The 25101-nt window shown below is 42.0% G+C and carries 21 protein-coding genes; 14 read left to right on the top strand and 7 right to left on the bottom strand.

The genetic code is table 11. The annotated features are described in order from the left end of the window. The first annotated feature begins 68 nt into the window (after nucleotides 1-68). The 10 genes from DC094_RS19330 (at nucleotide 69) to DC094_RS19370 (ending at nucleotide 16495) form a co-directional block, all read left to right on the top strand. A complete protein-coding gene (locus DC094_RS19330; protein ID WP_116688776.1) occupies nucleotides 69-6569 on the top strand; it encodes a DEAD/DEAH box helicase in 6501 nt (2166 codons plus the stop codon). A gap of 3 nt (nucleotides 6570-6572) precedes the next feature. After that, nucleotides 6573-8747, top strand: a complete 2175-nt coding sequence (locus DC094_RS19335; RefSeq protein WP_116688777.1) for a UvrD-helicase domain-containing protein — start codon at nucleotides 6573-6575, stop codon at nucleotides 8745-8747. A gap of 1279 nt (nucleotides 8748-10026) precedes the next feature. Continuing rightward, nucleotides 10027-10521 carry a Fic family protein gene (locus DC094_RS22770; protein WP_304598353.1) on the top strand — a complete coding sequence of 165 codons (495 nt, stop codon included), beginning with the start codon at nucleotides 10027-10029 and terminating at the stop codon, nucleotides 10519-10521. After that, nucleotides 10476-10646 carry a hypothetical protein gene (locus tag DC094_RS22775; protein WP_304598354.1) on the top strand — a complete coding sequence of 57 codons (171 nt, stop codon included), beginning with the start codon at nucleotides 10476-10478 and terminating at the stop codon, nucleotides 10644-10646. The genes DC094_RS22770 and DC094_RS22775 overlap by 46 nt, the downstream gene beginning before the upstream one ends. Nucleotides 10647-10721: 75 nt before the next feature. After that, a complete protein-coding gene (locus tag DC094_RS22955) occupies nucleotides 10722-10844 on the top strand; it encodes a hypothetical protein (protein WP_339374136.1) in 123 nt (40 codons plus the stop codon). A gap of 307 nt (nucleotides 10845-11151) precedes the next feature. Beyond that, a complete protein-coding gene (locus DC094_RS19350; RefSeq protein ID WP_116688779.1) occupies nucleotides 11152-11883 on the top strand; it encodes a YaaW family protein in 732 nt (243 codons plus the stop codon). Continuing rightward, nucleotides 11880-12836 carry a hypothetical protein gene (locus DC094_RS19355; RefSeq protein ID WP_116688780.1) on the top strand — a complete coding sequence of 319 codons (957 nt, stop codon included), beginning with the start codon at nucleotides 11880-11882 and terminating at the stop codon, nucleotides 12834-12836. Before DC094_RS19350 ends, DC094_RS19355 begins: the two co-directional genes overlap by 4 nt. A gap of 181 nt (nucleotides 12837-13017) precedes the next feature. Continuing rightward, nucleotides 13018-14679 carry a coiled-coil domain-containing protein gene (locus tag DC094_RS19360; protein ID WP_133245631.1) on the top strand — a complete coding sequence of 554 codons (1662 nt, stop codon included), beginning with the start codon at nucleotides 13018-13020 and terminating at the stop codon, nucleotides 14677-14679. Then, the gene (locus DC094_RS19365; protein WP_116688782.1) at nucleotides 14679-15383 is read left to right on the top strand and encodes an OmpA family protein; all 705 of its coding nucleotides are present in this window, start codon (nucleotides 14679-14681) and stop codon (nucleotides 15381-15383) included. The genes DC094_RS19360 and DC094_RS19365 overlap by 1 nt, the downstream gene beginning before the upstream one ends. Beyond that, complete coding sequence (locus DC094_RS19370) at nucleotides 15383-16495, top strand: HNH endonuclease (protein WP_116688783.1); 1113 nt, start codon at nucleotides 15383-15385, stop codon at nucleotides 16493-16495. Before DC094_RS19365 ends, DC094_RS19370 begins: the two co-directional genes overlap by 1 nt. Here the strand turns inward: DC094_RS19370 and DC094_RS22960 are convergent. The 3 genes from DC094_RS22960 to DC094_RS19385 all read right to left on the bottom strand — a co-directional run bounded on the left by DC094_RS22960 (nucleotide 16376) and on the right by DC094_RS19385 (nucleotide 17705). Then, nucleotides 16376-16639, bottom strand: a complete 264-nt coding sequence (locus DC094_RS22960; RefSeq protein ID WP_116688784.1) for an IS66 family transposase — start codon at nucleotides 16637-16639, stop codon at nucleotides 16376-16378. The genes DC094_RS19370 and DC094_RS22960 overlap by 120 nt on opposite strands. Nucleotides 16640-16850: 211 nt before the next feature. Beyond that, nucleotides 16851-17168 carry a hypothetical protein gene (locus tag DC094_RS19380; RefSeq protein WP_116688785.1) on the bottom strand — a complete coding sequence of 106 codons (318 nt, stop codon included), beginning with the start codon at nucleotides 17166-17168 and terminating at the stop codon, nucleotides 16851-16853. A 300-nt stretch (nucleotides 17169-17468) separates the two neighbouring features. After that, nucleotides 17469-17705, bottom strand: a complete 237-nt coding sequence (locus DC094_RS19385; RefSeq protein WP_116688786.1) for a hypothetical protein — start codon at nucleotides 17703-17705, stop codon at nucleotides 17469-17471. A gap of 583 nt (nucleotides 17706-18288) precedes the next feature. On the opposite strand from DC094_RS19385, the gene abiEi reads away from it, so the two are divergent. Both abiEi and DC094_RS19395 read left to right on the top strand, forming a co-directional pair. Beyond that, entirely contained in the window at nucleotides 18289-18813 is a 525-nt protein-coding gene (abiEi, locus tag DC094_RS19390; protein ID WP_116688787.1) for a type IV toxin-antitoxin system AbiEi family antitoxin, read from the top strand. Nucleotide 18814: 1 nt separating this feature from the next. Beyond that, complete coding sequence (locus DC094_RS19395; protein ID WP_116688788.1) at nucleotides 18815-19705, top strand: nucleotidyl transferase AbiEii/AbiGii toxin family protein; 891 nt, start codon at nucleotides 18815-18817, stop codon at nucleotides 19703-19705. Nucleotides 19706-19717: 12 nt separating this feature from the next. Here DC094_RS19395 and DC094_RS19400 read toward each other — a convergent pair whose 3' ends face one another. Then, the gene (locus DC094_RS19400) at nucleotides 19718-20050 is read right to left on the bottom strand and encodes a transcriptional regulator (RefSeq protein WP_116688789.1); all 333 of its coding nucleotides are present in this window, start codon (nucleotides 20048-20050) and stop codon (nucleotides 19718-19720) included. Nucleotides 20051-20509: 459 nt separating this feature from the next. Beyond that, on the bottom strand, nucleotides 20510-21508 hold the full coding sequence (locus DC094_RS19405; protein WP_116688790.1) for a coiled-coil domain-containing protein: 999 nt from the start codon (nucleotides 21506-21508) through the stop codon (nucleotides 20510-20512). Between the two features lie 365 nt (nucleotides 21509-21873). Between DC094_RS19405 and DC094_RS19410 the strand changes: the two genes are divergently transcribed. Together DC094_RS19410 and DC094_RS19415 are read left to right on the top strand one after the other, a co-directional pair. Next, nucleotides 21874-22998 carry a Fic family protein gene (locus DC094_RS19410; RefSeq protein WP_116688791.1) on the top strand — a complete coding sequence of 375 codons (1125 nt, stop codon included), beginning with the start codon at nucleotides 21874-21876 and terminating at the stop codon, nucleotides 22996-22998. Nucleotides 22999-23177: 179 nt separating this feature from the next. Beyond that, a complete protein-coding gene (locus tag DC094_RS19415) occupies nucleotides 23178-24254 on the top strand; it encodes a site-specific integrase (protein WP_158527402.1) in 1077 nt (358 codons plus the stop codon). Between the two features lie 64 nt (nucleotides 24255-24318). On the opposite strand, the gene DC094_RS21925 is transcribed toward DC094_RS19415, so the two are convergent. Together DC094_RS21925 and DC094_RS21930 are read right to left on the bottom strand one after the other, a co-directional pair. Next, nucleotides 24319-24597, bottom strand: coding sequence for a hypothetical protein (locus tag DC094_RS21925; RefSeq protein WP_133245632.1), 279 nt, complete (start codon nucleotides 24595-24597; stop codon nucleotides 24319-24321). A gap of 60 nt (nucleotides 24598-24657) precedes the next feature. Further along, on the bottom strand, nucleotides 24658-25005 hold the full coding sequence (locus DC094_RS21930) for a hypothetical protein (protein ID WP_133245633.1): 348 nt from the start codon (nucleotides 25003-25005) through the stop codon (nucleotides 24658-24660). Between the last annotated feature and the right edge of the window lie 96 nt (nucleotides 25006-25101).

Raw genomic sequence — 25101 nt, forward strand, 5'->3', positions numbered from 1 at the left:
AGATATCGCTATCTCAGAATATTTCCGGGCAGCACCTGGGATCAATCAAATAAAAACAGGGGATTAGCGTGTTACCCTCAGTACTGAGTCAACAGGTCATTAGCGGCCTGCAGAAATATGTAAAGTCAGCGTTTACTATGAATAGCCCGTGCTTTAACCAGCCAGATTATTCAATGATGGATACATTTTTAAATAATAAAAAAAATCTGGTTAAAGGGCCTTATCTGTCGATTCAGTTGCCATTTCGTCAAAGTGATTTATCACTACAATTTTTTAAGCATTTTAATTTACCTTTTCCACCCTATGCCCATCAGGCACAAGCCTATCAGAGGTTAGGTCAGCGACCACCACAATCAACACTGGTTGCTACCGGTACCGGCTCGGGTAAAACTGAGTGTTTTCTGTACCCAATCGTGAATGCCTGCGCTGAAAGCAATAGTCAGCATGGTCATAGTAAGGGAGTCAAGGCGATCATCATCTATCCGATGAATGCTTTGGCTACTGACCAAGCAAAACGCTTTGCTAAGGTAATTGCTGAAAACCCAGCGCTAACGGGCAAAGTGAGTGTTGGACTATTTGTCGGTGGTGATTCATCGGATGAAAATAGTAGCCAAATGACCGCCAAACAAGTGATTACTGATAAGGAAGCTCTGCGGAAAGAACCACCAGATATTTTACTTACCAACTATAAAATGCTCGATTATTTGCTGATGCGGCCTGAAGATCAGAGCCTATGGCAGCATAATCAGCCTGGCACTTTGCAGTATCTGGTGGTGGATGAACTACATACTTTTGATGGTGCCCAAGGATCTGACTTAGCGTGTTTAATTCGCCGCCTGAAATATCACCTAAGTGTTGAAGATGACAGCTTTGCCTGTGTTGGTACCTCGGCTACTGTGGGTGATCAACTTCAACCATTGCTGGATTTTGCCGGCAATATTTTCGACAGCCAGTTTGATGAAAATGCAGTCATTAAAGAAGACCGTTATCACTACAGTGAATATTTATTGGGACAGCAAACTTGTTACTTTGCCTACCCAGGAATAGATCAGCTACAAAGACTAGATTATCAGACGGTTACTGGAATAGAAAAAAATGAAGTGGCCTATCTGAACCGACAGATTGCGCTGTGGTTTCCTGAACTAAAACTGACGCTGGATAATAATCTGGAAAGTGATCAGGGATGTGCTGATCGGATTGCTTTGGGTCAAGCAATTAAAAACCACAGCTTTTTCGAAAGTTTGCTGCAAATGCTCGATAGCCAGCTGAGAAATATTAGTTCATTAGTGGCCGAGGTCAGCCCGGCGCTAGCAATAAATGAGTATCAAGCTGAGCAGGTGATTGACAGCTTTGTCAGTCTGGTATCGGTTGCCAGAAGCCCAATAGCTGAAACACCTTCCAGCCAGCAAGAACGTGTTGCCAAAGGCAATCCCCGTCCGGTATTGCCTTTACTACAAGTTCGTCATCAATTATGGCTACGTGAACTACGTCGCTTGGTAGCCAGCGTTGCATTGCAGCCTGAACTGAATTTTGTCGATGATCTGGCCCATGACCTAGAGCAGCACTATTTACCGGTAATTAATTGCCGTGACTGCCATGTAACGGGGTGGGGCACTTTTTTCAACGGCATTCAAGATACCCCCGAAACCGATATTGATGCTTTTTACCGGATGTTTTTTGCTAGAAATCATAATATCCGAATTCTATTTCCGCTAGCTGATGATACCAAAGCACCTGAAAAAGCTCGGGTGATGAAATTATGCTGCCAGTGTTTGCAATTAAATGGAGATGGCGCCAGCCACTGTAACCAGTGTGAACAAATTAAATTAGTACGGATCTTTATTCCGGATTTAATTAGTGATTCTGAAAAACATGGACCGCAATTTAAAAACCGCTGCCCTTGTTGCCATAGCAATAATGGCCTGTCAGTAATGGGTGCCCGGGCGGCTACTTTATCCAGCGTAGCGATCAACCAGATCTATGCCAGTCGGTTTAACGACAATAAAAAACTGATTGCATTTTCTGATTCGGTACAGGATGCAGCCCATAGAGCGGGCTTTTTTACCGCACGGACCTGGCCTTTAATGGTTCGTGGTCATATCGGGAATGTTGCCAGCCAGCATGACGGCATTAGTGCGGCAGAATTAACGGATCATGTAATAAAACACGGTCAGCTGCAGTCAGGTAGCGATGAACATTTTGTGGCGAATTTTATTGCGCCCAATATGGAGTGGTTAGATGACTACCGTAAGCTGATTGACCATGAAGGTAATGGCAAGCTGGGCAGGGAAAGCAACCTGGCACAACTAGTGGGGCTCCGTTTGAGCTGGGAGGTCATTAGCGAGCTGGGAATGCGTTCACAGTTTGGCCGTACTCTGGAACGTAGTCATGAGCTGGCGATTGATTTCTGTGATGATGATTTCTTTAAAATCGCTTCTCGCTTACATGCAGAGCTCACTGAGGAGCTGGGCGCAGAGTACTGTGGTGTCAACGACCAAGATGTGCAGCACTTTTTACTTGGTCTGCTGCAACAAATGCGTCATAAAGGTGCGGTTTATCACGATGCATTAAAAGCTTATATAGAAGATGGTGGTGAAACTTACCGGCTAACCAAGGTTAATCTCTTTACCTCACGCTTTATGCCAAATTGGGGTAAGAAAACCCGAACACCAGCATTTTTGTGTTTTGGAAAAACCCCCAATTTCGACAATTTACTTGGTTCAAAAAACCGCCCCAGTTGGCATCAGCAATGGGTAGTTAAATGTTTTGAAAAAGAACAAAACTTATTAATTAGTAACCATACCACCACCATTTACAGCAGCGCTATGCGCCAGTTAAAGCGGTGTGGGGTGGTAAATGATTTCGATGCTAAGGACGAAAAAGTTTGGGCGATCGATCCAAATGCCATGTTCATTCGCCAACAAGTAGATGTTATTGGTTGTGATCAGTGTAACGAGACTCAAGTAGTAGCAAAAAAGGCTCTGGATTATTACCAAGGTATGCCTTGTCAGCGAGATCAGTGTTTTGGGGCAATGACCCAAAAATTAGCACCATTACAAAAAGAGTGGGCACAGGCTCAGGTGCACCGGGTTAATGCTGCTGAGCACACCGGTTTGCTGGAACGAAAAGAGCGGGAAGCTACCGAAAACTCGTTTATCCAAAATCAGCAGCCATGGGATATCAATTTACTCTCTGCCACGCCAACTCTAGAAATGGGTATTGATATTGGTGATTTATCATCGGTATTACTGTGCTCAGTTCCGCCGGCACAAGCTAATTATTTGCAGCGTATTGGTCGTGCAGGACGAAAGGACGGCAATGCTTTTAATATGACCGTGGCGGGCGGTAATCCTCATGATCTGTATTTTTACCAAGACCCTCTAGAAATGATGGCGGGTAGTGTGGCTGCACCGGGAGTATTCCTCGATGCTTCGGCCATTTTACAACGTCAGCTGACCGCTTTTTGTATGGATCGCTGGATCAAGAGTGGTGTTGGCCCTGAAGCTATCAGCAAAATGGTTAAGCATATGCTGAATGCGACTGAAGCGAATAAACAAGACCAGTATCCTTATAACTTTCTAAATTTTGTTGAAAGCCAAAAAGAATCTTTGTTCGATCAGTTTACCGGTATTTTTGATCAGTTATCCGATGGATCAAAAGAGAACTTGCGTACTTTTATTTTGGGTAATGATCAGCAATACAGTTTGGCAGGAAAGATCCAGCAATCATTGCAGCTATTGGTTAAAGATCGTAAGTCATTAAAGAGCCGTGCAGATAAACTGAAGCGGCAAATTGACAAGTTAAATCAATCGCCAGAAAAAGATCTGAATTATGAGAGAGATCTGGATGATTTGACCAAAGAGCGTGATGCATTATTAAAATTGGTACGGCAAATTAATGCCAAGCACACACTCAATTTTATGACCGATGAAGGTTTGTTGCCCAATTATGCTTTCCCGGAAGCAGGTATTACGCTGCGCTCTGTACTCTGGCGCAAGAATGAACGCCATGAAAAAACAAAAGATACCGAAAATTTTGAGCAGAAATTCAATACCCAAACTTTCGAATATGAACGCCCTGCAGCCACTGCTATTTCTGAGCTTGCGCCTTCAAATCATTTCTACGCTGGTGGCCACAAAGTAGAAATCGATCAGATTGATTTAAAAGTCTCTGAAATCGAAACCTGGCGTATCTGTAGCCACTGCAATCATAGTGTTCAATTGGATACGGATCATCTTGCTGACTGCCCTAAGTGTGGCCATCCCTCTTGGAGTGATCCAGATCGTAAGATGCAAATGCTGATGTTGCGTCAAGTCTATGCTCGTTCCAGCAGTCGCGACAGCAGAATTTCTGATGATTCTGACATGCGCCAGCCATCGTTTTTCCAGCGTCAGATGCTGGTGAGCTTTGAGCCTGAGCATATTAATTATGCCTATCAGGTTGAAAACCAAGATGTACCTTTTGGTTTTGAATATTTAAATAGGGTTGCGCTACGCGACATTAACTTTGGCAGTGCTATTGATGATGCTGAAACCTTTGAAGTGGCAGGTGAGAAAAAGAAAAAAAGCGGTTTTGACGTGTGTAAAGACTGCGGGAAAGTCCGCAAACCCTATAAATTCGATAAATTCGAACATGATATTTCATGTAAATATCGTAATTCAGAACTAGAAGCAGAGTTTGAATCTTGCCTGTATCTGTACCGTCATCTGGAATCAGAGGCAATTCGTATACTTTTACCGGTCAGTAATAGGATTACTGGTGAGGTAACCGAAGCCTCATTGAGTGCGGCTTTGCAGCTTGGAATGAAGCTGTATTTCAAAGGCAGCGTGGATCATCTGAAGGGAACGGTATATCGCGAACCGGAAGATGCTGGTGCTAGCCATCGCTACTACCTGGTGATTTATGATTCAATTCCTGGTGGTACTGGTGCCTTAAAAGAACTTATGCAAACACCGGAAAATCTGCTGCGTTTACTGGATATGACCTTGCAGCATTTAAATGCCTGTGAGTGTGTTCTTGATGGCAAGGACGGCTGTTACAAGTGCGTTTACGCTTACCGGGAGCGTGGACGTATGCGCGCTATCTCCCGCGAACGAGCGAGTAATTTACTGAAATCGATTCTTGATGGTGGTGGTCAGTTAAAACAGATTAATTCCCTTTCAGATATTTCTGTTAAGTCACTGTCTGACTCTGAGCTGGAAGATCTGTTTATCGATAGCTTGAGCAAATCGAATCAAGAATTTGTAGTTAATAAGGATTATGTGCGTGGCAAGGCCGGCTGGAGTATTTCTTCTAAACACAATGACACTATTGCCTGGGAAATGTTGCAGCATGTCCACCTAGGTGCCAGTGACGGTGTGCATGTAAATACCGAAGCCGATTTTGTGCTCTATCCGGCAAATCGTAATATGAACTGCAAGCCAGTGGCGGTTTATCTGGATGGTTATCAATATCACAGAGATATTGTTGATGATGACGTCCGTAAGCGCACCGCTATCTTGAACAGTGGTCGCTATCAGGTCTGGAATTTGGGCTGGGATGATTTAGCCAATACAGAAAATAGCCATTTTGTGGAGTTTCTTACTCAGCATCGCTCTGAAATTCAGCAAAAAGACGAGATCTGTAAGCAGCATCAAGTGCTAGGTGGCAATTACGCCATACTGCGCGACAGTTATGAAAATAAAAATAACTGGATGCTGTTAAAAAACTGGTTGCACCAACCAGATTCTATGACCAGAACTTACCAGCAAGCAGGCTTTGCTAGCTGTTTTTACTGGCTCGCATTAATGAAATCACGAGATGATTCGGTAAAACACCGCTTTGGATATGAAATGCGTGAAAACGCCTCGTCGGATCGCTACCAGGAACTATGCCCTGGTCAGGACTGCTTTTTCGGCGGTTTACTAGATGCCGTGCGGACCTCTACAAAAAATCAAATTGTTGAGATTGCTGCGGTGATGCCAGAAGCCCCGCTGATGCATGTACTGACCAACATGGTGAAGAATCAGTCAAACTATGAATATTTGCTGCGCTCTATGCGATTGCATGTCAGTTTTGATGATCGATATGTTGAAGACGAAGGTTTCCAACGGGCACTTAATGGTTTTTGGAAACTGGTGAATATCTGCCAGTTTTTACCTGATTTCAGCTTTACCTCTTATAAAACATTACGTTCAGAATCTGCTCATCCGCAGCAGCCAGCCACTGAACAGGCTGATGCATTTACTGAAGGAAGTGAGGTTAGATCTTTGGTTTTAGCATCTGGCACATTACAAGTGGCAGAGGATCCGAGGTGGCAAGAAATTATCGAGCTGGAATTATTGGAATCAGAGCACTTGCAACAGTTGCTAGCCAGCAAGCTGCCGGTTCCGGAAATTGGTTATCCATTAATGAATGAGAAGGGCGTTTTGGTATTTGAAGCCGAACTTGCCTGGCCGGAGCAAAAAGTTGCACTGGTTGAAAATCTGCTATTGGATGCCGAGAAAATTTTCAACCATTTAGGTTGGCAATGTGTTGAAGGTGAGATTAATTCCACCACGTTATCCAAATTAAAAGAACTTGTGGGGTAAATAATGACTGCTGTTGAAATGCCAAAAGTTGCAATTGCTGCTGATTTTTTATCCGCATTTGCAAAAATACCGAAAAAACAACAAAAAAAGGTTCAGGAATTTATTAGTAAATTTCGTCAAAACCCGACTAGTTCTGCGATTAATTATGAAAAAATTATCCAGGCCAGAAGTAAAGATGTTTTCTCAGTACGTATTGACTATGCCTATCGAGGCATCGTTCTTAAGCCAAAACAAGGCAATATCTTCATGTTGATGTGGGTGGATCATCATGATGAGGCCTATGGCTGGGCTGAGCGTCATGAATGTGTAATTCACCGCTCTACAGGTGCTATTCAAATTGTTGATGTCAGCTACCAACAAGCCAGTGAAACACCACCACCTCAGCATATTGAGCCAGAACAAATCGCAAAACCCCAGCCTGTTGTGGCGGCAGAAGTTACACCGTTGTTTGCTGATTACAGCTGTGAGCAGATTCTGGCTCTTGGTGTGCCAGATGCTTTTATTGATACTGTTATGTCACTTACTAGTGATAGAGAACTAGACAAACTTGAGTACCGCTTGCCGCCTGAATCTTATGAACCACTATTTTTTCTTGCTGCAGGTGACAGCTACGATGAGCTGTTAAATCAATACAACCAAAGCACTGATGAAGCGGTTGATACCGAAGATTATGCTGCGGCACTGGAGCGTGCTGTCAGCCAACGCAGTTTCAAACTGGTAACTGATGATCTAGATTTGCAGAAAATGCTTAATGCGCCCTTGGAAAAATGGCGAGTGTTTTTGCATCCAAGTCAGCGAAACTTGGTGAATAAATCCAACAAGGGCCCAACCCGAGTGTTGGGTGGTGCAGGTACAGGTAAAACGGTGGTGGCCATGCACCGTGCAGTGGCACTAGCTAAAGCAATTCCTAATGCCTCTGGCAGCAAGGTTTTATTCACTACTTTTACTCGAAATCTGGCGCTGGATATTGAACATAGTCTGAAAAAAATTGCTTCAGAAGCTGAGTTAGCAAAAATTGAAGTCGTGAATATTGATAGCTGGGTGAGCCGTTTTTTATCGCGGTGTAACTATGATTTTAAAGTGGTTTACGATCAGGATCAGATCCGTAAGCAATGTTGGAAGATTGCACTGGATCAAGCACCAGTTGAACTGAACCTTGAAGATCAGTTTTACCGCGAAGAGTGGCATCATGTTGTGCAGCAAAATGATGTGCAAAGTCGCCAAGAGTACTTCAAGATCAGCAGGGTTGGTCGAGGTACACCGCTTACCCGTATTGAACGGGCGAAAATCTGGCCAGTTTTTGAAGAGTATCGCAATCAGATGAACCGCAAGCGGATTCGTGAAGTGGCCGATGCCATGATGGATGCTATCAAATTGCTTCGCGAGCGGGATCTATCTCTACCCTATAGCTCAGTTATTGTCGATGAAGCTCAAGACATGGGCCGACAAGCATTTACTCTATTACGAGCACTCATCCCTGAAAAAGCCAACGATATGTTTATTGTTGGCGATGGTCATCAGCGAATTTATCGTAATAAAGTAGTATTGAGTCATTGTGGTATCAACGTGCGTGGTCGCCGTTCGCAAAAGCTTAAAATTAACTATCGCACCACAGAAGAAACCCGCCGCTTTGCCAGTAGTATTCTAAATAACGTTGAAGTAGATAACCTAGATGGCGAAGCAGATCAGTCGCATGATTATTTGTCGCTGTTTCATGGTGAACAGCCATTGGTAAAGCTGTTCAGCACCGGTGGTGAAGAGGTTACTTTTGTTCAGCAAACCATTCAGCAGTTATTACAGCAAGAAGATATTGAACTGAAAGATATCTGTATGGTAGCCCGAACCAAATATATTCGTAATAGCTATGCCAAACAGCTGAATGACCTGGGAATTGAAACCTATTCTTTGTCCGGACAGAACGCTGATAGCAATAAAAGTGGATTACGAGTTGCAACCATGCACAGGGTCAAAGGCTTGGAATTTAAATATCTGTTCATTATCAATGTCAGTGACGGCGTCATTCCACTTTGCAATGGAAACAGTAATGACCCGGTGGAACAAAGAGACAATGATTTCAACGAACGGGCGCTACTTCATGTGTCCGCTACTCGGGCAATTAAAGGCTTGTTTGTCACTGCTACGGGAACTCCAAGCACTTATTTAGCCTCGTTCCTTTGATCTAGTGGTTTTCCCGCTCTGCGGCGTAGGCAAGCCTACGCCAAAAGGGCGGAGAGGTGTGCTCTAAGGAGTATATTTCTTACTCAGTTTCTGCAAAGCAGTCTGATCACCGATCGCAATACTCAAGTATTTTATTTTTTACGATTTAGATTTTCTTTGGTTCACTTCCAGTAGATATTTTGTTGCTTTGTAATCATATCGAACAACGTTTTTAAGAAAATATTCAATCAATTCACATGCACTGCTATCTGTAACGCACCGATTCATCGCTTCAACATTCATATTAATGCGCCAATTTCTTGTTGAAATTAAAATCAAAATATGATATTTATTTATAAGTTTTATAGGTCTTATAAGTTTTATAGGTTTATATTTATTAAGAAGTGGAGGGTATAGTCGCTGTCTGATTTGACGAGCGGCGAGCAGTTTCCTCTAAAAAAACGCGAACGCTCCCAGGCAGAATTGCGTTTTTCGTGGCAGAATTACGTTTTCCCCGGCTGCTCTGCCTCATCATATTCGTTTCTGCCTCATCTTATTCGTTTCTGCCTCATCTTATTCGTTTCTGCCTCATCTTATTCGTTTCTGCTTCATCTTATTCGTTTCTGCCTCATCTTATTCGTTTCTGCTTCATCTTATTCGTTTCTGCCTCTTCAAGTTTCGTCCTGCTTGCTGACCAACTTTTGAATTTGCTATTTGCAGGCAAACTGGCGATGGAAGTTGCCGATGTTTTTGTATATTTTCGAACGGAAAATTTAATAAAGAGAGGCTGAAGCTCAACGGAGTCAAATCATACGACAAGGCTTAAAGGCTATATTTTTCAATCAATTAAAACCATCTTAATTACAGTGCTGGGGAATAGTGCAATCTTGAGCTATTTTAATCAGCAGCTTACAGAAAATTAGGTGCTGATTCCTAGGAGCTGTTAATTGATACCGTTCTTAAACTAGAACCAATCAAACCCTCGAATCTATCAAACTTAGCTAAATAAACCATAAGACTTTATTTTTTAAGGTTTAATAAAAAAAGCTCTAATGATTTTCTGTCCGAAAAAGCACAGCCGTTTTCGGACAAACTCTACTGGCCAATCATGGAGATAATCATCGCGCAATGTGCTGAAACCAGTCATTTTGATCAATATGATTTTCTGATATGTCGACACTGTCGACATAAGTTGATTTGAAAGCGCTATATCGGTTTTTTTAGGAAGAATAAACATGAACTGGCGGGCCAAGCAGCCCACCTCCCACCAGACGAAGATCTGCTGGAGACAAAGGTTGTTTTGAAAGCCTGTATTGCAGCACGCACTGCTCTCGCTGAACTCAAAAAAACAGGAGAGCTTATTCCTAACCAGAGCATGCTGCTTAACTTGTTGCCACTGCTGGAAGCAAAAGACAGTTCAGAAATTGAGAATATTGTGACTACGACCGGTCAACTGTTTCAGTATGCAGAAGAAAGTAGAGGTGCCGATCTAGAGGCAAAGGAAGCGCTGCGCTACAGAACTGCACTCAACCAAGGCTTTATCCGACTAGAGAGAGAACCACTCTGCATTGAAATGGATATTCGCAAGGGATTAGGAGCGGTCATGGCTAATCAGACTACCGGTGACATTATTTATACTCCTCCCGTCGGAGAACAAGTCATTCGTGATTTACTGACTAATTGGGAGCGCTTTATCCATGGCGAAGATGACCTAGATCCACTAATTAAAATGGCTGTCAGTTTGAAGCGATTCATCCATTTTATGATAGTAACGGTCGAGCCGGTCGCATCCTGAATGTTTTATATCTGGTTGAGCAAAACTTACTAACCTTACCGATCCTTTGTTTAAGCCACTATACCCTTAAAAATAAACAAAAATACTACCAGTTGCTTAACCAAGTTACTGTCGAGAAAAACTGACTTCTGTTTATGCTCAAAGGTGTAGAACAATCTGCACGATTGACTTGTGAAAAAATCGCTGAGATTACAACGCTTATGGAAAAAACTACAGACTATAGCAACTTGGTTGAACGAAATTTCGCTAAACGACAGACTGCTTCAATTTATTTAAAACAACTTGTTGATGTAGGGATTTTGCAAGAAATAGTTTCTGGGTGAGAAAAACTGTCTGTTAATTCAAAGCTTATGAAACTTATGACGCAGGAGAGCAATGAGGCCAGTGATTTTTCATCCAATCAGAAAAGCTAGCTCGCTAGTGAGCTAACTCAGGGAACAGCTATCCAAGATAGAGTTGCTAGTTTTTTCTGTTTAAACTCTTTTTAGAACTTCACACACAAGTGATATTTTGATTCAACTCATATTTTACCGATATAGCAGTAGAAATAATTAATGACAGCTTGAATCTTAGGCAATGTGTTCTGATATTAAGCGGAATCTTCTAGCTTAGTCACGGACAAAAATAACGATGAGCACCGATCATAAAAAATATCAGTCAGTTTTGGATGACCACGATCTGTTTCCAATGCTGGAGCAGGCAACCACAAAAGAAAAAAAATTAATCTCGACAGTTATCGCTGAAAAAATTTCCAGTAACATTGAAAGTTCCTGTACAAATAGTATGAAAATTGGACGAGAGCTACAACTGATGGGGGGCAATTCAGCCGTTAATCTTTTCAGAGGCGATGGTGTTAAATACAAAGAGCTCGCTTACGATGCTGCCAAGAAGGTTAGAGCCAAGGTTAAAAGTAATGATTCAATCGAAACAATTGAGTGGGAACTGCTTACGACTTTAGTAAAAAAAGCGGTTGAGAAGATGAACGAGCAGGACAAGGAGCAGTTTTTTGCGGAACTTGAAGAGTCTACAGGGCAGGCTTTTAACTGGAAAAATGTAGCCATGGATCAATTATTCAAAATTGGTGTACCAGGAGCTGCTGGTATCTACCTTGCATTAGCAGAAATCGCCATACCACAAATATTGAGAGCGCTCGGAATTACTGCTGCTGTAGGCTTTATTGGTGGTCGCGCAGCCGCGGCAGCAATACCAGTTGTTGGCTGGGGGCTTGCGATTGGTAGTATTTTTCAATCTATGGCTGGTACAGCTTATTCGGTGACCATTCCGTGCACAGCATATCTTGGGGCAATTCGCGCCCGTATTAATGCAAATAGTGTCGCAGCAGAAATTTTTGGTGATTTATGATCTCAGTTGAAAGAATTATCCCCTTAGAGTTTTTAAGTAAAATTGGCACTGAATTAATATTAAGCGGCGGTACACTTCGTGTCGCATCAGGACTGCCAAAAGCAGGCTCAATTGTTAAACACTTGCGCTTTCCAGAAAGCCAGCAGGCCACCACCCAAGTTCTTGAACAAATCAAAGCGGTAGCAATAAACAATCAGCAAGCTCTTGCTAAGGTTGGTGAAACCGTTGGACAAAGCCAGCATTTGCTCAACGGGATTCAGGCAATGCAGCAAGCGACAATGCTAATGCAAGGTGCAAATTTGGCAGTATCCGCAATTGGTTTTGCAATTGTGATTAACAAGCTAAATAAAATGCAATCTCAGCTTCATAACATGAATGTAAAACTAGATCACTTACTAGCGAATACTGATGAGATTCAGCAATACCAGGCTCTGGTGCAAGAAACAAAATTTGAAGCCAATATGCAGACTCTTGCCGCGGCACTGCGCGTGAACGACTCCATTACAAGCATGAGTGCTATCAAAAGTTTGAGAGAATCTTATGTTTTATATAAACGCTTAACAGAGCGTCTGTTAGATGATGTACAAAGGACCTATCAGCAGCCAGCATTTTTTGAAACTTGTTTTAAAATCGCAATAACCTCGGGATTAGCAATTGCAAGCGCTTATTCCCAGCTCGGGCAACATGAAGAAAGTAGTATTGTCATTCAAGATATCATGCAGTGGCAGCAAGATGTTTCTGAGAAATTTATGGCTCCTGCGTATAACAAGCCTGTGTGGCTGGCACATTTACCCGAACAAGCCAAGCTAGCGGCTTCTCAAGTTGTTACGCTACAAAAAAGTGCTCCACAAATGCTAGAGTATTTGAAAGATCAATACGCACTTAAATGCGATAACTTCACCTCTGTTGAAGGATTGCTGGTCTTCGAAGCGGAGCCAGCTCTAACTAGTTAGCTTTCTTTCTGTAAATATCACATCTCAATAGGGTTGGAATTTTACTCAGTCCTCTTTGCCTTATAATTACAAATTACTTAATAGCATTGCAGGTGCTGAAAATTTGACTAAATTAATCTAAAATTCTTACTTTGATGCCATTGTGGCATATTTGTTTTTTTCATCAATATCGAGATACACAGTGTTATCACAACCCCTTGAAAACATTATAAGTAACGTTGGTGCACCAAACCTGACGGACATTTTTTTAATTCTTATTATTATAGTTTTTGTTTTATCCATTGCTTGGAAGAAACAAGATAAACATCATGCATTTACCCAGTACACACCAACTTTACTTACGTCACTAGGCATTCTCGGTACTTTTATGGGGATTGTTGCCGGTTTGCTGGAGTTTGATACTGCAAATATTGACAACAGTATTGGCCCTCTTTTGGAAGGTTTGAAAACGGCATTTATTACCAGCCTATCTGGCATGCTGTCATCTATTCTTTATAAAGGTCTGGTCGCCACTGGTTTTTTAACCAAGAAGGTAGTTGAAGGAACTTCGACTAATGTTGATGAAATAACGGCAAGCGACCTTTATGCGGTTATGATGCAGCAGGCTAAAGGGGTCGAGCAGCTACAAAAAACTATTGGTGATGATAGCGACTCCAGTCTAATAGGCCAGTTCAAGCTAATGCGTTCGGATGTCGCCGACCAGAACAAGCAAAGTCAAAAGTACCTGAAAACTTCAACAGAATTACTGTCAAAAATTGAAGCCTCGATACAAAGCCAACAACAGAATTTCCAACAGTTTGAAGATCGCTTGTGGATCAAGCTGCAAGATTTTGCCGATATGCTTTCCAAATCGGCTACAGAGCAAGTTGTTGAAGCTCTAAAAACTGTGATTCAGGATTTTAACCAAAACCTCACGGAGCAATTTGGTGAAAACTTTAAGCAGCTTAATGCGGCAGTTATTGAGCTGGTAACCTGGCAAGAAAACTACAAACTGCAGCTAGCTGATATGAGAAATCAATATAGTCATGGTGTTCAAGCAATTTCTCAAACAGAAATTTCAGTTGCCCACATAAGAGAACAGGCACAGGCCATCCCATTAGCGATGGATCACCTTGGTAAAGTAATGGAAGTTAATCAACACCAGATTGAAGAGCTTTCTCGTCATTTGGGTGCATTCGAGCAAGTCAGAGACAAAGCCGTTGAAGCCGTGCCAGAAATTCGCAGCCAAATAGATAGTGCTATTGCAGGTGCCCGCTTGGCTAACGAGGAAATGGCCAAAGGTGTGCAAGACAGCACTGAAGCTTTAAAGCTGGTTGTAGTAGAAAGTGCTGAAAATTACAGGGACACCGTCGATCGAACACGTGGTGCTTTAGATGATGCGGCAACCACTACAGCAAACTCCAGTCAGGAGATAAAAGAGCAGTTTTCTATTGCTCTGGAAGATATTAACGCAACCATGCGAAACCTAGTTGCGGAGCTTCAGGATGGCGGAAAGCAACTGAATGAAAGCTATAAAGAAAGCAGCAACCAACTCTCAAAAGAACTCAGTGATATTCAAAACCGTTTGGCAAATACCATCGAAGAGCAGGCCCACGAGCATAAAAAACAGGCTGATCGAGTTTTTGCCGGACTTGAAGGTAGCATCCAGCAGGCACTTTCTAACACTGGTGAATCGGTAGAGAAACAGGTCAAGATGATTGATCAAGCATTGGAGCATGAACTCGGACAAGTAATGCAGTCCATGGGTGGTGCACTAGCTAGCATTAGTGGTCAATTTACCAATGACTACAAAAAACTGGTTCGGCAAATGCATGACCTTGCTTTGGCATCCCAGGAGAAGTAATGAACAAGTTGCTTCTAACCGGTGCTGACGAGCAAGAAGAAAATCACTGGCTATCTGTTTCAGATTTAATGGCCGGACTTATGATGGTTTTTTTGTTTATATCCATTGCACTAATGCGTAACGCATTTATTGAACGAGACAAAATCAAGCAGATCGCAATTGCCTACCAGGAAAATCAGGTTGCTATTTATGATGCACTTACAAGCGAATTCAAAGAGGACTTGTCCCAGTGGGATGCCGGCATCGATGAAAATACGCTGACATTTACCTTTAATGCCCCTGAGGTGTTATTCGAAACAGGACAAATTGATTTAAGCCCGACTTATCAGGCATTGCTGGATGAATTCTTTCCACGCTATATGGAAGTACTTAAACCTTTCCAAAGCTCTATCAATGAGGTTCGCATTGAAGGCCATACCAGTAGTGACTGGAATATTGGCTCCAGCGAAGAAGAGGCATATTTCAAAAATATGAAGTTGTCCCAGGGAAGAACCCGTGCGGTCTTGGATTATGTTTACCGCCTTCCTTCCAGTGCTCCTTTCCGTCAATGGATAAAATTCCACTTAGCGGCTGTTGGCTTGTCATCGTCGAAACCTGTTCTTAGTTTACAGGGAAATGAAGACAAGGTTCGCTCGCGTAGAGTCAGTTTTCGTGTGATTACCAACTCGGATATTCAAATCAAACGCATTCTGGAAGAAGCCTGATGAAGCTGAACGTAAGCTTGGATGCTCTTTGGTCTAATGTTCATCGAATGGGTGCAAAGACAGTTTCAGTAGATATGGATATCTCTCATGACAATGGGATTGATATTGATGCTGAGCTAAGCAGTGGTATTGAAATTGATATCAAAGATCTTGATATTACCCTAGCAGGTGTACTGAGTGTTAAAGGGCGCCAAGTACTGCTTTTTATTTCAGATCATGGGCATCGTGTTGCTAGTATTCTCGCTGACTCGGCTAAAGGGAACAGATTCCATATTGCTGATTGCAGTACTTTGCAGGAGATGCGTCGAGGGAATCGCTTTGAACGCTATCATGTCACCAATAACTTGAGTGGTGAGTTTGAGGTTTTTGGAACCGATCAGTTCAAAGGAAAAATGGAAGGAAAAGCAAAGCTCAATGTATGTAAGAATTGCCTGAACCAGCTTAATTACAAGCGATCAGCTAACCTTGCAGTACCAGAAAGAAATCGCCTTGTGCAAGAATTTGATGTCGGCGAGTTCTTCTCCTGTTACAGCTCATTGTTCAAGTTTATGCCCAAGCAGGCTCAGCAGGCCGAAAAAGGTTACAGTGAAGACTGGAAAGAAATCTCTGCTGAAGTCCGTAGATCTGCAAGTTATGTATGCGAAAGCTGTAATTTGAACCTCTCGCAGCACAAACGGTTGCTACATGTTCATCATAAAGATGGTGTCAAGCACAACAATTCCCGCAGCAACTTAGCTGTTCTCTGTATTGATTGCCATCGTAAAGAGCCGCACCATCAGCATATGTTTATTAAACATCATGATACACAGCTGATCAACCAATTACGGCGAGAACAAAGCGTCATCAGAGAAAACCCCAATGATTGGAGCAAAACTTATGAATTTGCCGACCCTGCGGTTCATGGAATTTTGAATCATGCGCAAAAGCGAAATATTGCACCTCCAGAAATTGGTTATCCAGTCCAAGATAATAATGGTGAGATCATTGCAGAGTTAGAGTTGGCTTGGCCTGAGGTAAAATTTGGAGTCTTTATCGAAGAGCCCAAGAAAAAATCTGACTGGAATATGCTGAACATGCAGCAAGCAATGCAGCACTTTAGCCAAAAACGTTAAATTATTCGCTAAGTAAATCACTACTGTGATCAAATTGATGGTAGGCCGCATATAGTAATCACTCTGCAGCCAGCCGTGATAACCAGCCAGTAATTCGCGCACCACTTTGCTTGACCGTGATGGATCATAATGAAACAGAATCAGTTTTTTCTTTTAATCTGGCGGATCAAGATAACTAACCAATACTCACATATAGGATTTTTACTGGGCAGTTCGCCCTATAATTGCTGATGGTGTTCTGCGCTGCCTCGAGTGCCTGTGCTTACCCAGCTAAAGTAGCTGGGTAAGCACAGGCACTCGACAATCATGAAGTACTTCGTTAATGAGCGTTATTTCAATCGAAATATGACGTTACTCATGCAATTCTTTCGACGTTCTCCAACCCAGCTTTTTCGTACAACATTTTTGCCTGATCGTCATTTCCAAAAAAATCAAAGATTTCAGATTGATCATTACAACTAGTTGCAGTGAAAGAACGCTTATAGTCTTCATGGGCCAGTTCTTCAATTTTTTCACAGATATAACTACCACTTTGATTAATATATAAATTAAGCCAAGTATGAGGGCTGTAATCTGAATATTTTGGACATTCTCTAGCTGCTACACTAGCCAACAACTCCCCTGTAAATTTAATATCCTTATCATTATCACGCTTGACTGTAATCACTATCATTCCCAACTCCTGAAAAATTAAAATAAAGCACATTGATATTCTTTCTCTATTTCCTCTAGTTTTACCAGCCACAGAAATAAAAACAAGTTCTTTTTAAACTAAATTAAATTTTATTTAAATCAGCAAGTTAATGTGAAAAATTGAGCGTATTTTTCAGTAGTTAATTATGCAAACAGGTTGAATCCCTTAAAAGTTTTAATTTCAAGGATGAATTGTGCAACACGAAAATATATATTTATTTAAATAACTCTAATGACATTAGATTTAAGCTTCTGTTTTTATGGTGATAGTTGTTTATTTTCAGTTGGTGTACAAGGCGAAATTGGCCAGCAGATAAACATTGCTCGGGGCGGGCAGAGGTCTGCCCGGTAAATTAAACCCACCAATGTTGGCCAGCAGATAAGCATTGCTCGGGGCGGGCAGAGGTCTGCCCGGTAAATTAAACCCACCAATGTTGGCCAGCAGATAAACATTGCTCGAGGCAGGCAGAGGTCGGGATTTGAAGTCCAACGGAACGGAATTGTAAACTAAAGCCAAAAAAACAGCTTAAATTCAATGGCTTGAAATGGTGGTGTTTTTGTCATTCAGTGATTTAGCATACTTAATTACTGACCATTTGAGGTATACCCCAATCTGACACCAGGCTTTATCTGTAAAAGGTGTCAGATTAGACTGCTTTTCTTATTTATCTGACAGTTTAAGCTACTGACTGCTAAAAAACGAAATAGAGGCTTCGCGGCAAAAGCACCTTTAATCTCTTTGGGTCTAATTCCCCGCCGCTTGCGGCGTATAAATTAAACTTGTAATCGAAATACCCCGCTCCGGAGGAGGCGAGCCACAGGCGAGAGGGCTTGCCCCGGGGATTTTTATTTTAACTGAAAGAAGGCAACTTTTAGATCTTAGCGTATGTTTTGACTCCGTTGGGCTTCAAACTCCATCACCAGCCACCGGCGGTGGGAAATGGGTGTATTTCCAAATTTTTCACAAACTTAGCCTTAAATCAGCGTAGATTTACCCACAAACTTAGCTTTAAAGGGATGACAGTTCCCTCAAACTATTGAACATACTCACCAACAGACTTACAATTTCTTACAGTATTCGTTATAAATTGTTGACCTGGATGACCAAAACAGAACGCTTATTGTTGGCCATCTCTCAATCTGTTCAGGCTGGGGGCGGCGTTTATAGCAACCAGGAATTGGCATTTTTAATCGGGCAGCCTTATTCTGCTGCATTCACCAAATTCCTTGCTGACTGTGTTAAAAAAGGCGTATTACTGCGTGTAGCTCAAGGCATTTATCAAAGTGCGCTTACTCCACCAGACCCCGCAACCGCTATCTATCAAACTTTAAAAAAGCTGCGGCGCGGCGTGTTAAATTACATCAGTTTAGAAAGCCAGCTGAGTTATGCTGGTGAAATTTCCCAAGTGCCATTTGATCAAATAACGGTGATAACCAAAGGCCGTAGCGGAACTTTTCAGACATTTTATGGGGCGATTGAATTTACTCATACCAGGAAGGCTCTCGATCAAATTAGCACTGAGCTGTATTTCGATCCGGATATCAATATGTATAGAGCAAGTGTCGAGCAAGCGGTGGCTGATTTAAAAGCATGTAACAGAAATTTGCATCTGCTGGAGAAATAAAATGCTAGAGCAGCATATAAATCGAATTATTCAATCCAACCCGCAATACGCAGGTCTGCAGCAAGCTATTGAGAAAGAAATACTTCACCATGATATTTTTGATGTACTGATCCAGCAAGGAGTGATGCAGTCATTAACATTTATTGGCGGCACATCGCTTCGCTTATGCTACAACAGCGTCAGGCTCTCAGAGGACCTAGATTTCACGGCAGGTAGCAGCTTTAAACCATCAGATTTAAATGGTCTGGATTTACAGCTACAGCAGTATATTGAAAGAAAATATGAAACAGAAGTGACTGTGAAATGTCCGCCAGAAAAAAAGCAAGGAGATACAGCTACCTGGAAAATCAGTATGGCGCGCAAAGCTAATCGCCCAGATATACCGAAATTAAATATTCATTTGGATATCTGTGCCTTACCATCTTTGACAACTGAAAAAAAACCGTTAATCAATCATTACAATATTGTTGCACCAACAAGTGGAATATTAATTCCTGTTCAATCCCTTGCAGAGATCATGACAGATAAGTTTATTGCTTTGGCATATCGAGCAAAACGTATCGTCCCCCGAGATATTTGGGATCTTACTTGGATCAGTCAACGTGGTACGCCAGTATCCATGCGATTACTTGAACAAAAACTTGAACTACGCGGTAAGTCGAAAGCCGATTTTGACCATGCAATGTCAGATAAGCTGCTGAAGTTACAAAATGAAGACCAAGTTAAAAGATCTTTTTGCAATGAACTCAGTCGATTTGTTCCATCTCATATCAAACATCGCACTCTGGATGATCAGGACTATTGGGGCTACGTGCAGTCAGAAGTCACTTCTTTAGTTGAATCATTGTTGCAAAATGCATCAGACAACCCATTTGATATGGGGGCTAAATAACCGGATAGTAATTTACCAATCCAGATCTGGCTCTTGGTCCGGCTGACGAAGTCCGGAAGCGCGCTGACGCTGCTTGCCACGGAGTTTTAACATTTGAATCGGTGAAATTCCTGGCTCTGGTAAAAAGCATTCCAGCTGATCAATTAATTGCAAGCTATGCATGATTGAAACAAAAGCCTTCAGTGAAGCCTGGCCCTTTTCAGCATTCATTACAGTTTTACGAGACAAACCGCAATGCGAGGCTACTTCGGCTTGTGAAGCATTTTTATTTAACCGGGCTTGCTTCAAGCGACAGCCCAACTCTGCCGTGATTTCATCAATGCTCGATAAGCGATCCAACTTCATGATAGTCCTCTCACTCAACACATATAGTTAGTGCACATGTAGTGGCCAACAATTAAATCACTACACTTCTTAAGGTCCCTATTGAGTTACATTAACACTATTTTAGAAGTTAAAGTGCCTAGGAAAGAACTTTAACGTAACTGCTGTTCAGGAATGATCTCGTTCATCCTCGATTGGTGGTTAGGCATTCAGAATGGAGTGTTCTCGCAGCGGCTTCTGTGTAAACACTGATTAGCAAGGAATTATGATCTGTAGGCTGGCGCTCTGAGTATTTTATCGATAGTTGAAAGATGACACAGAGGCTAACTTTTCATTATGGCAAAACCTGATGCCAGCCCCAACTACATTCGCATATGCATGTAAGCTTTGGACTGATGGTTCAAAAACAAAACATAAATGATCGTTATACAATTGTACTTGTTGCTGATATTTACAGGGGCTACTTATTTATTTGTACTGCTATTTGAAAGTCAGCGAGATTTTATCAATGACTTTTTGAAGCAGGGCCAGTTCAACCGAAAGCTTCTCATTTTCTTTTATTAGCCCAGTATTTTTGCTTTCAATTTTTTGCATTTCCATATCTGGTTTTTCCAGCTCAGAAATGATCTCGACTGTTTTCTGAAGCTCAGATTCCTTAGCTTCGAGCAAAGCAGATAGCTCTGAAACCTCGACAGCTTGGCTGGAAATGATCTGATCCTTCTCGCTGACCAAGGTATTGAAGCTCTGGATTTCTTTGTTGGTTTCGAAACGTTGTTCTTTCAGCCCGCTTATTTCTAGAGCTTGTTGCTTGTTGGCGTTTTGAGCGGCTTCAAGCTGACTTTTCACCTGGTCAACAGCACTATTCGACTGTTGAATGGCTTCCTTGTATCCCTGAACCGTGCTGGCATGCTCATTTTTGAGCAAGATCACCAACTCCTTGTGTTCTGCTTTAGCAGCAATCAGCTGCTGTTTTAGATCGTCCTGGCTGGCGACGGCTGCAGCCAGTTTCTCTTCAAGTGATTCTGAGCGCTGTTGTTGGCTAACCAGTTGCTGTTGAGTTGAATCCACCTCAGCCTGCAGCTCGGTAACTTGACCAAGGGCATCTTCCGCACGCTCATGCTCATTCTCAAACTTGGTTGCTATTTCCTTGAGCTCACTTTGCAGTGATTTGTTCTTTTCTCTTTCTAGAGTCAGCTGCTCAACCAAATCTGCTTTTTCGCGCTGAATCTGCTGCTCATATTGCTCATTCAGCTCAACCATTGCGGGACGGATGATATTCACAATGCGCTTGGTTAGCGGATCGTCATCCTGGTATTCCACCTGAAGCCCCATGCCTTTTAAGTAGTAAAGAATCTTCGATTCTGAGCCTTTGCCTAGGATAGATCTGACCTGGTAAGGATTGATGGGCTTACCTTTCCCTTGAAGGATGCGAACGGCTTCTGCCACGTCTTCATAGCTGATTACGGAAGGTCGGCCCATGGTGTGCTCCCTAGCAAGGTGTAACTACTATCTTGTCACCGATTATAGCTTTATATGTTTCTTGTCACAAGAAACATATAAAGAAACTAATTTATTTTAAGCTTTTGCTACCCCCTTCATAAGGCGTGATAATAGAACATTATCACGCCTTATGAAGGGAAAAGGGTGCTATCGAGTCTGCTGTGCTGTTGTCAAAGGCGGGTGTGCGCTTGATTGAGAGTTCGATAGAGGAGCACGCCTCAGCGGGTGATCAGAGGTGGGTCGTGGTGCAAGTTTTTACCTACATGCAAAGAAAGTGCTATTTTCTTTGCATGTAGGTGCCGTTATGTATAGATATCACGGTTTTCTATGCATGTTTTGATATCATGTATAGATATTTGCTGCTTTCTATATATTGGAGAGAAAAGCCAGTGTCATGCCATCCAACAGAATTACCGCTTGCCAATGAAAACCAATTGGAAAGCATACCTGTCCTTAAAAAGCTGGCAGCAACACATCGCCGACTTGCTGAATTGAAAGGTGTTGCTGGATCAATTCCAAATGAAAACATTTTGATTTCAACACTAACGTTGCAAGAAGCGAAAGATAGCTCTGAAGTCGAGAATATTGTCACGACACACGATGAATTGTTTCGCAGTAATGCATCTTCAAACCCATACAATGCTGCAGTTAAAGAGGTTTCCTGTTATGCGAAGGCGCTCAACTACGCATTTGATAGAGTTCGTAAAAGTGAGCTACTTCGCTTGCAAGATATTCTTGATATTCAACAAAGCATGGAATCGAATAATGCTGGGTTGAGAAAGCTGCCAGGGACAGAGTTAAAAAACGCTGTCACTGGAGAGGTTGTTTACACTCCGCCGCAAAATGCTGAAGCTGTATCCACTTTAATGAGCAACCTAGTAGCCTACATAAATGATGATGCACTATCGGATAATGACCCACTGATAAAAATGGCCGTAATTCACTTTCAGTTCGAGAGCATTCATCCATTTTACGATGGTAATGGTAGAACTGGCCGTATTATCAATATTCTTTATCTTGTATTGCAGGGGTTGCTCGATCTGCCAATCCTGTACCTTAGCCGATACATCATCAAGCATAAATCCGACTATTATAATTGTCTTCAGGCTGTACGAGATAAATCCGAGTGGGAAAGCTGGTTACTGTTTATGCTGACCGCGATCGAGGAAACTGCACTAGAAACAGCGCTTCTGGTAAAACGGATTAGCGGCCTAATGCTGGACATGAAGCACCGATTACGCTCGGAGCTCCCCAAAATATACAGCCAAGATCTTTTGAATAATATTTTTTGTCATCCATATACAAAAATCGATTATCTTGAAAATGACCTGTCAGTATCAAGGGTAACAGCAACAAGGTATTTAAATCTGCTTTGTGAAAAGGGGTTTTTACAGAAGAATAAAGAAGGAAAAAGCAATTACTACATCAACACTGAATTAGTCCAGCTGCTAGCTGATGCTGGGGAGTAGGTTTTTCTTTTTTCGAGCCTAGTGTATAGGAAAATTGTGAGAATAATGACGAAGCTGAATTATAGAGTTGCGCAGTGGTATCAAACTGAAAAACACCAAGTTACTGGATGGCTCCAAGTGAGCCGCAAAATAATAGAAGTTTATGCAGGTTGGCAATTTACTGCACTAGGCAAATCACTATGACAGTCGAAAAGGATAATGGTCCGGAGTTGTTAGGAAAATCTGTAGAACTTGATATTTTGGCGAAAGAAGCATCAATTCTGGAAGCTTCTGAAAATGCTAATACCACAAGGGCTTTTGATAATGCCGTTAAACATTTTACCAGCGTTTTTGGCGGGCGGCTCCCCTGTCGCGATGAAGATCTAAAAAATTACTTGGTGAAGTATGCTGGTCAATTAAGCGTGTCTACTTTAGAACAGCGCAGGGTTTTGATTGGCCGCTGGCATAAAGAAAATGGGTTTGAACATAACCCTAATGATTCCGAATTGGTTAGAAAAATCATGAGGGGGATTCGGCGAAAGTATGGCAAAAAGCCGAAGCAAGCAAAGCCAGCTCCTCTCAAAGTGATTGAAAAGGTGTGTGTTCATTTGGACTCCGTCCAAGCAACGTTAGGTGAAGATCAGAGTCAGCGCAGCCTGAGTTGCTTCAGAGACAAGGCAATGCTTTTGACGGCTTTTTGGTTTGGATTGCGCTCTGATGAACTTATTAATATTCGAGCCTGTGATGTAAAGTTTTTCTGGGATGGCGACCAGCCTTATTTCGAGCTTTTTCTTCCGAAATCAAAAACGGATAAAGAAGGACTGGGAATGACGAAAAAAATGAATGCATTGGCTAACTTATGTCCCATGTTGGCGCTGAGGGACTGGGTCGAGGCCAGATGTAGCGGCGTGGATATTAAGTCTTTCCGAGACAGCGAGCTACCACTGTTTTCAGGGGTTAATCGTTGGGGAGGAATATCTGAATCACACATCCACCCTAACTCGATTAATAAAATGTTTAAGAAGTTACTGGAGTCAGGTAGCGTTGATCCGGATGAGTACAGCACTCACAGCATGCGTCGTGGGATCGCCAACTGGATTATTGATTCTGGTGCATCGGTTGCGGAGCTTAAAGAATGGATTGGCTGGAGTGATACCAGGACTGCGATGCGCTACCTCGACGGAAAATCATCACTCCCAAGCAAGATTATCGAGAGAAAAATTCAAACGGGTGCTTTCTTGGATAGCTCAAGCGCCAAGCGGCTGGATAAAGGCTGAGGAAATAGCTTGATAGTACAACAAGCACATAGGGATTGGGCCTTTTAGAGCGACTAGAAGGCATTTAATTACAGGAAAAAACCAACCTTCTATCAATAGGGTAGATTGTTGTTTCGAAAACAGGATAATATTCTGGTGGATATAGAATTTGTTCTTTGTCGATTACAATGTAGTAGCCCCCACATTCTTGGTTCGCTGATTTATGGCAATTACTCCAATTATTTAATACACCATTACAATAAGTTTCAAATACACCATTCCCTAACTGGTAGGCTTGAGGAATAGCCGTCGCACAAGATAACAGGCTGAGAGCTATGACCACAATGACAACTACTTTATTCAAAAATATAATCCATTAATACTTCTTACAAACGACTGTAAAAAAACCTGCCTGCCATGAATTCTATGGTTGCAATAAATATCTATTGGGTTGATTTGAATATGGGTTTGCATTTAATGGTGATTTGTAACTACCTCCTCTATTCAAATAAGAATTTTTTCTGCTGTTTTCTTTATAATATCCTGATGTAGAGTTGTTTCTGTATTTTTTAGTGCCTTTTTGCCCCGTATATGGATTGGTGTTGTTTCGATAAGAATAGTTGTCTCTAACTGTATTATTTGGGCTTGAACGGTAATGACCTGGGACATATGTTCCATTGCTTTTGTAGTAACCATTTACATATTGGTCTGCACTGGAAGCAGTAGAAAACATCGCAAGACCAATTGATATGAATATAATAAGTTTATTCATGAGACATCCCAACTAAACAATAATAGATCTCAATTGTGGCACAGCCCCTCGCTTTTCCAAGTCACTTCATCTATTTGCTTTTATGTCATCAATGCT

The sequence above is a fragment of the Pelagibaculum spongiae genome (assembly GCF_003097315.1).
Classification (GTDB): domain Bacteria; phylum Pseudomonadota; class Gammaproteobacteria; order Enterobacterales; family Pelagibaculaceae; genus Pelagibaculum; species Pelagibaculum spongiae.

Excerpts from the sequence above, each read along its gene's own strand:
- DC094_RS19335 (WP_116688777.1), top strand. The coding sequence starts at position 6,573 with ATGACTGCTGTTGAAATGCCAAAAGTTGCAATTGCTGCTGATTTTTTA.
- DC094_RS22955 (WP_339374136.1), top strand. The coding sequence starts at position 10,722 with ATGGAAAAAACTACAGACTATAGCAACTTGGTTGAACGAAATTTCGCT.
- DC094_RS19350 (WP_116688779.1), top strand. The coding sequence starts at position 11,152 with ATGAGCACCGATCATAAAAAATATCAGTCAGTTTTGGATGACCACGAT.
- DC094_RS19355 (WP_116688780.1), top strand. The coding sequence starts at position 11,880 with ATGATCTCAGTTGAAAGAATTATCCCCTTAGAGTTTTTAAGTAAAATT.
- DC094_RS19365 (WP_116688782.1), top strand. The coding sequence starts at position 14,679 with ATGAACAAGTTGCTTCTAACCGGTGCTGACGAGCAAGAAGAAAATCAC.
- DC094_RS19370 (WP_116688783.1), top strand. The coding sequence starts at position 15,383 with ATGAAGCTGAACGTAAGCTTGGATGCTCTTTGGTCTAATGTTCATCGA.
- DC094_RS19380 (WP_116688785.1), bottom strand. The coding sequence starts at position 17,168 with ATGATAGTGATTACAGTCAAGCGTGATAATGATAAGGATATTAAATTT.
- abiEi (WP_116688787.1), top strand. The coding sequence starts at position 18,289 with ATGACCAAAACAGAACGCTTATTGTTGGCCATCTCTCAATCTGTTCAG.
- DC094_RS19395 (WP_116688788.1), top strand. The coding sequence starts at position 18,815 with ATGCTAGAGCAGCATATAAATCGAATTATTCAATCCAACCCGCAATAC.
- DC094_RS19400 (WP_116688789.1), bottom strand. The coding sequence starts at position 20,050 with ATGAAGTTGGATCGCTTATCGAGCATTGATGAAATCACGGCAGAGTTG.
- DC094_RS19405 (WP_116688790.1), bottom strand. The coding sequence starts at position 21,508 with ATGGGCCGACCTTCCGTAATCAGCTATGAAGACGTGGCAGAAGCCGTT.
- DC094_RS19410 (WP_116688791.1), top strand. The coding sequence starts at position 21,874 with ATGTATAGATATTTGCTGCTTTCTATATATTGGAGAGAAAAGCCAGTG.
- DC094_RS19415 (WP_158527402.1), top strand. The coding sequence starts at position 23,178 with ATGACAGTCGAAAAGGATAATGGTCCGGAGTTGTTAGGAAAATCTGTA.
- DC094_RS21930 (WP_133245633.1), bottom strand. The coding sequence starts at position 25,005 with ATGAATAAACTTATTATATTCATATCAATTGGTCTTGCGATGTTTTCT.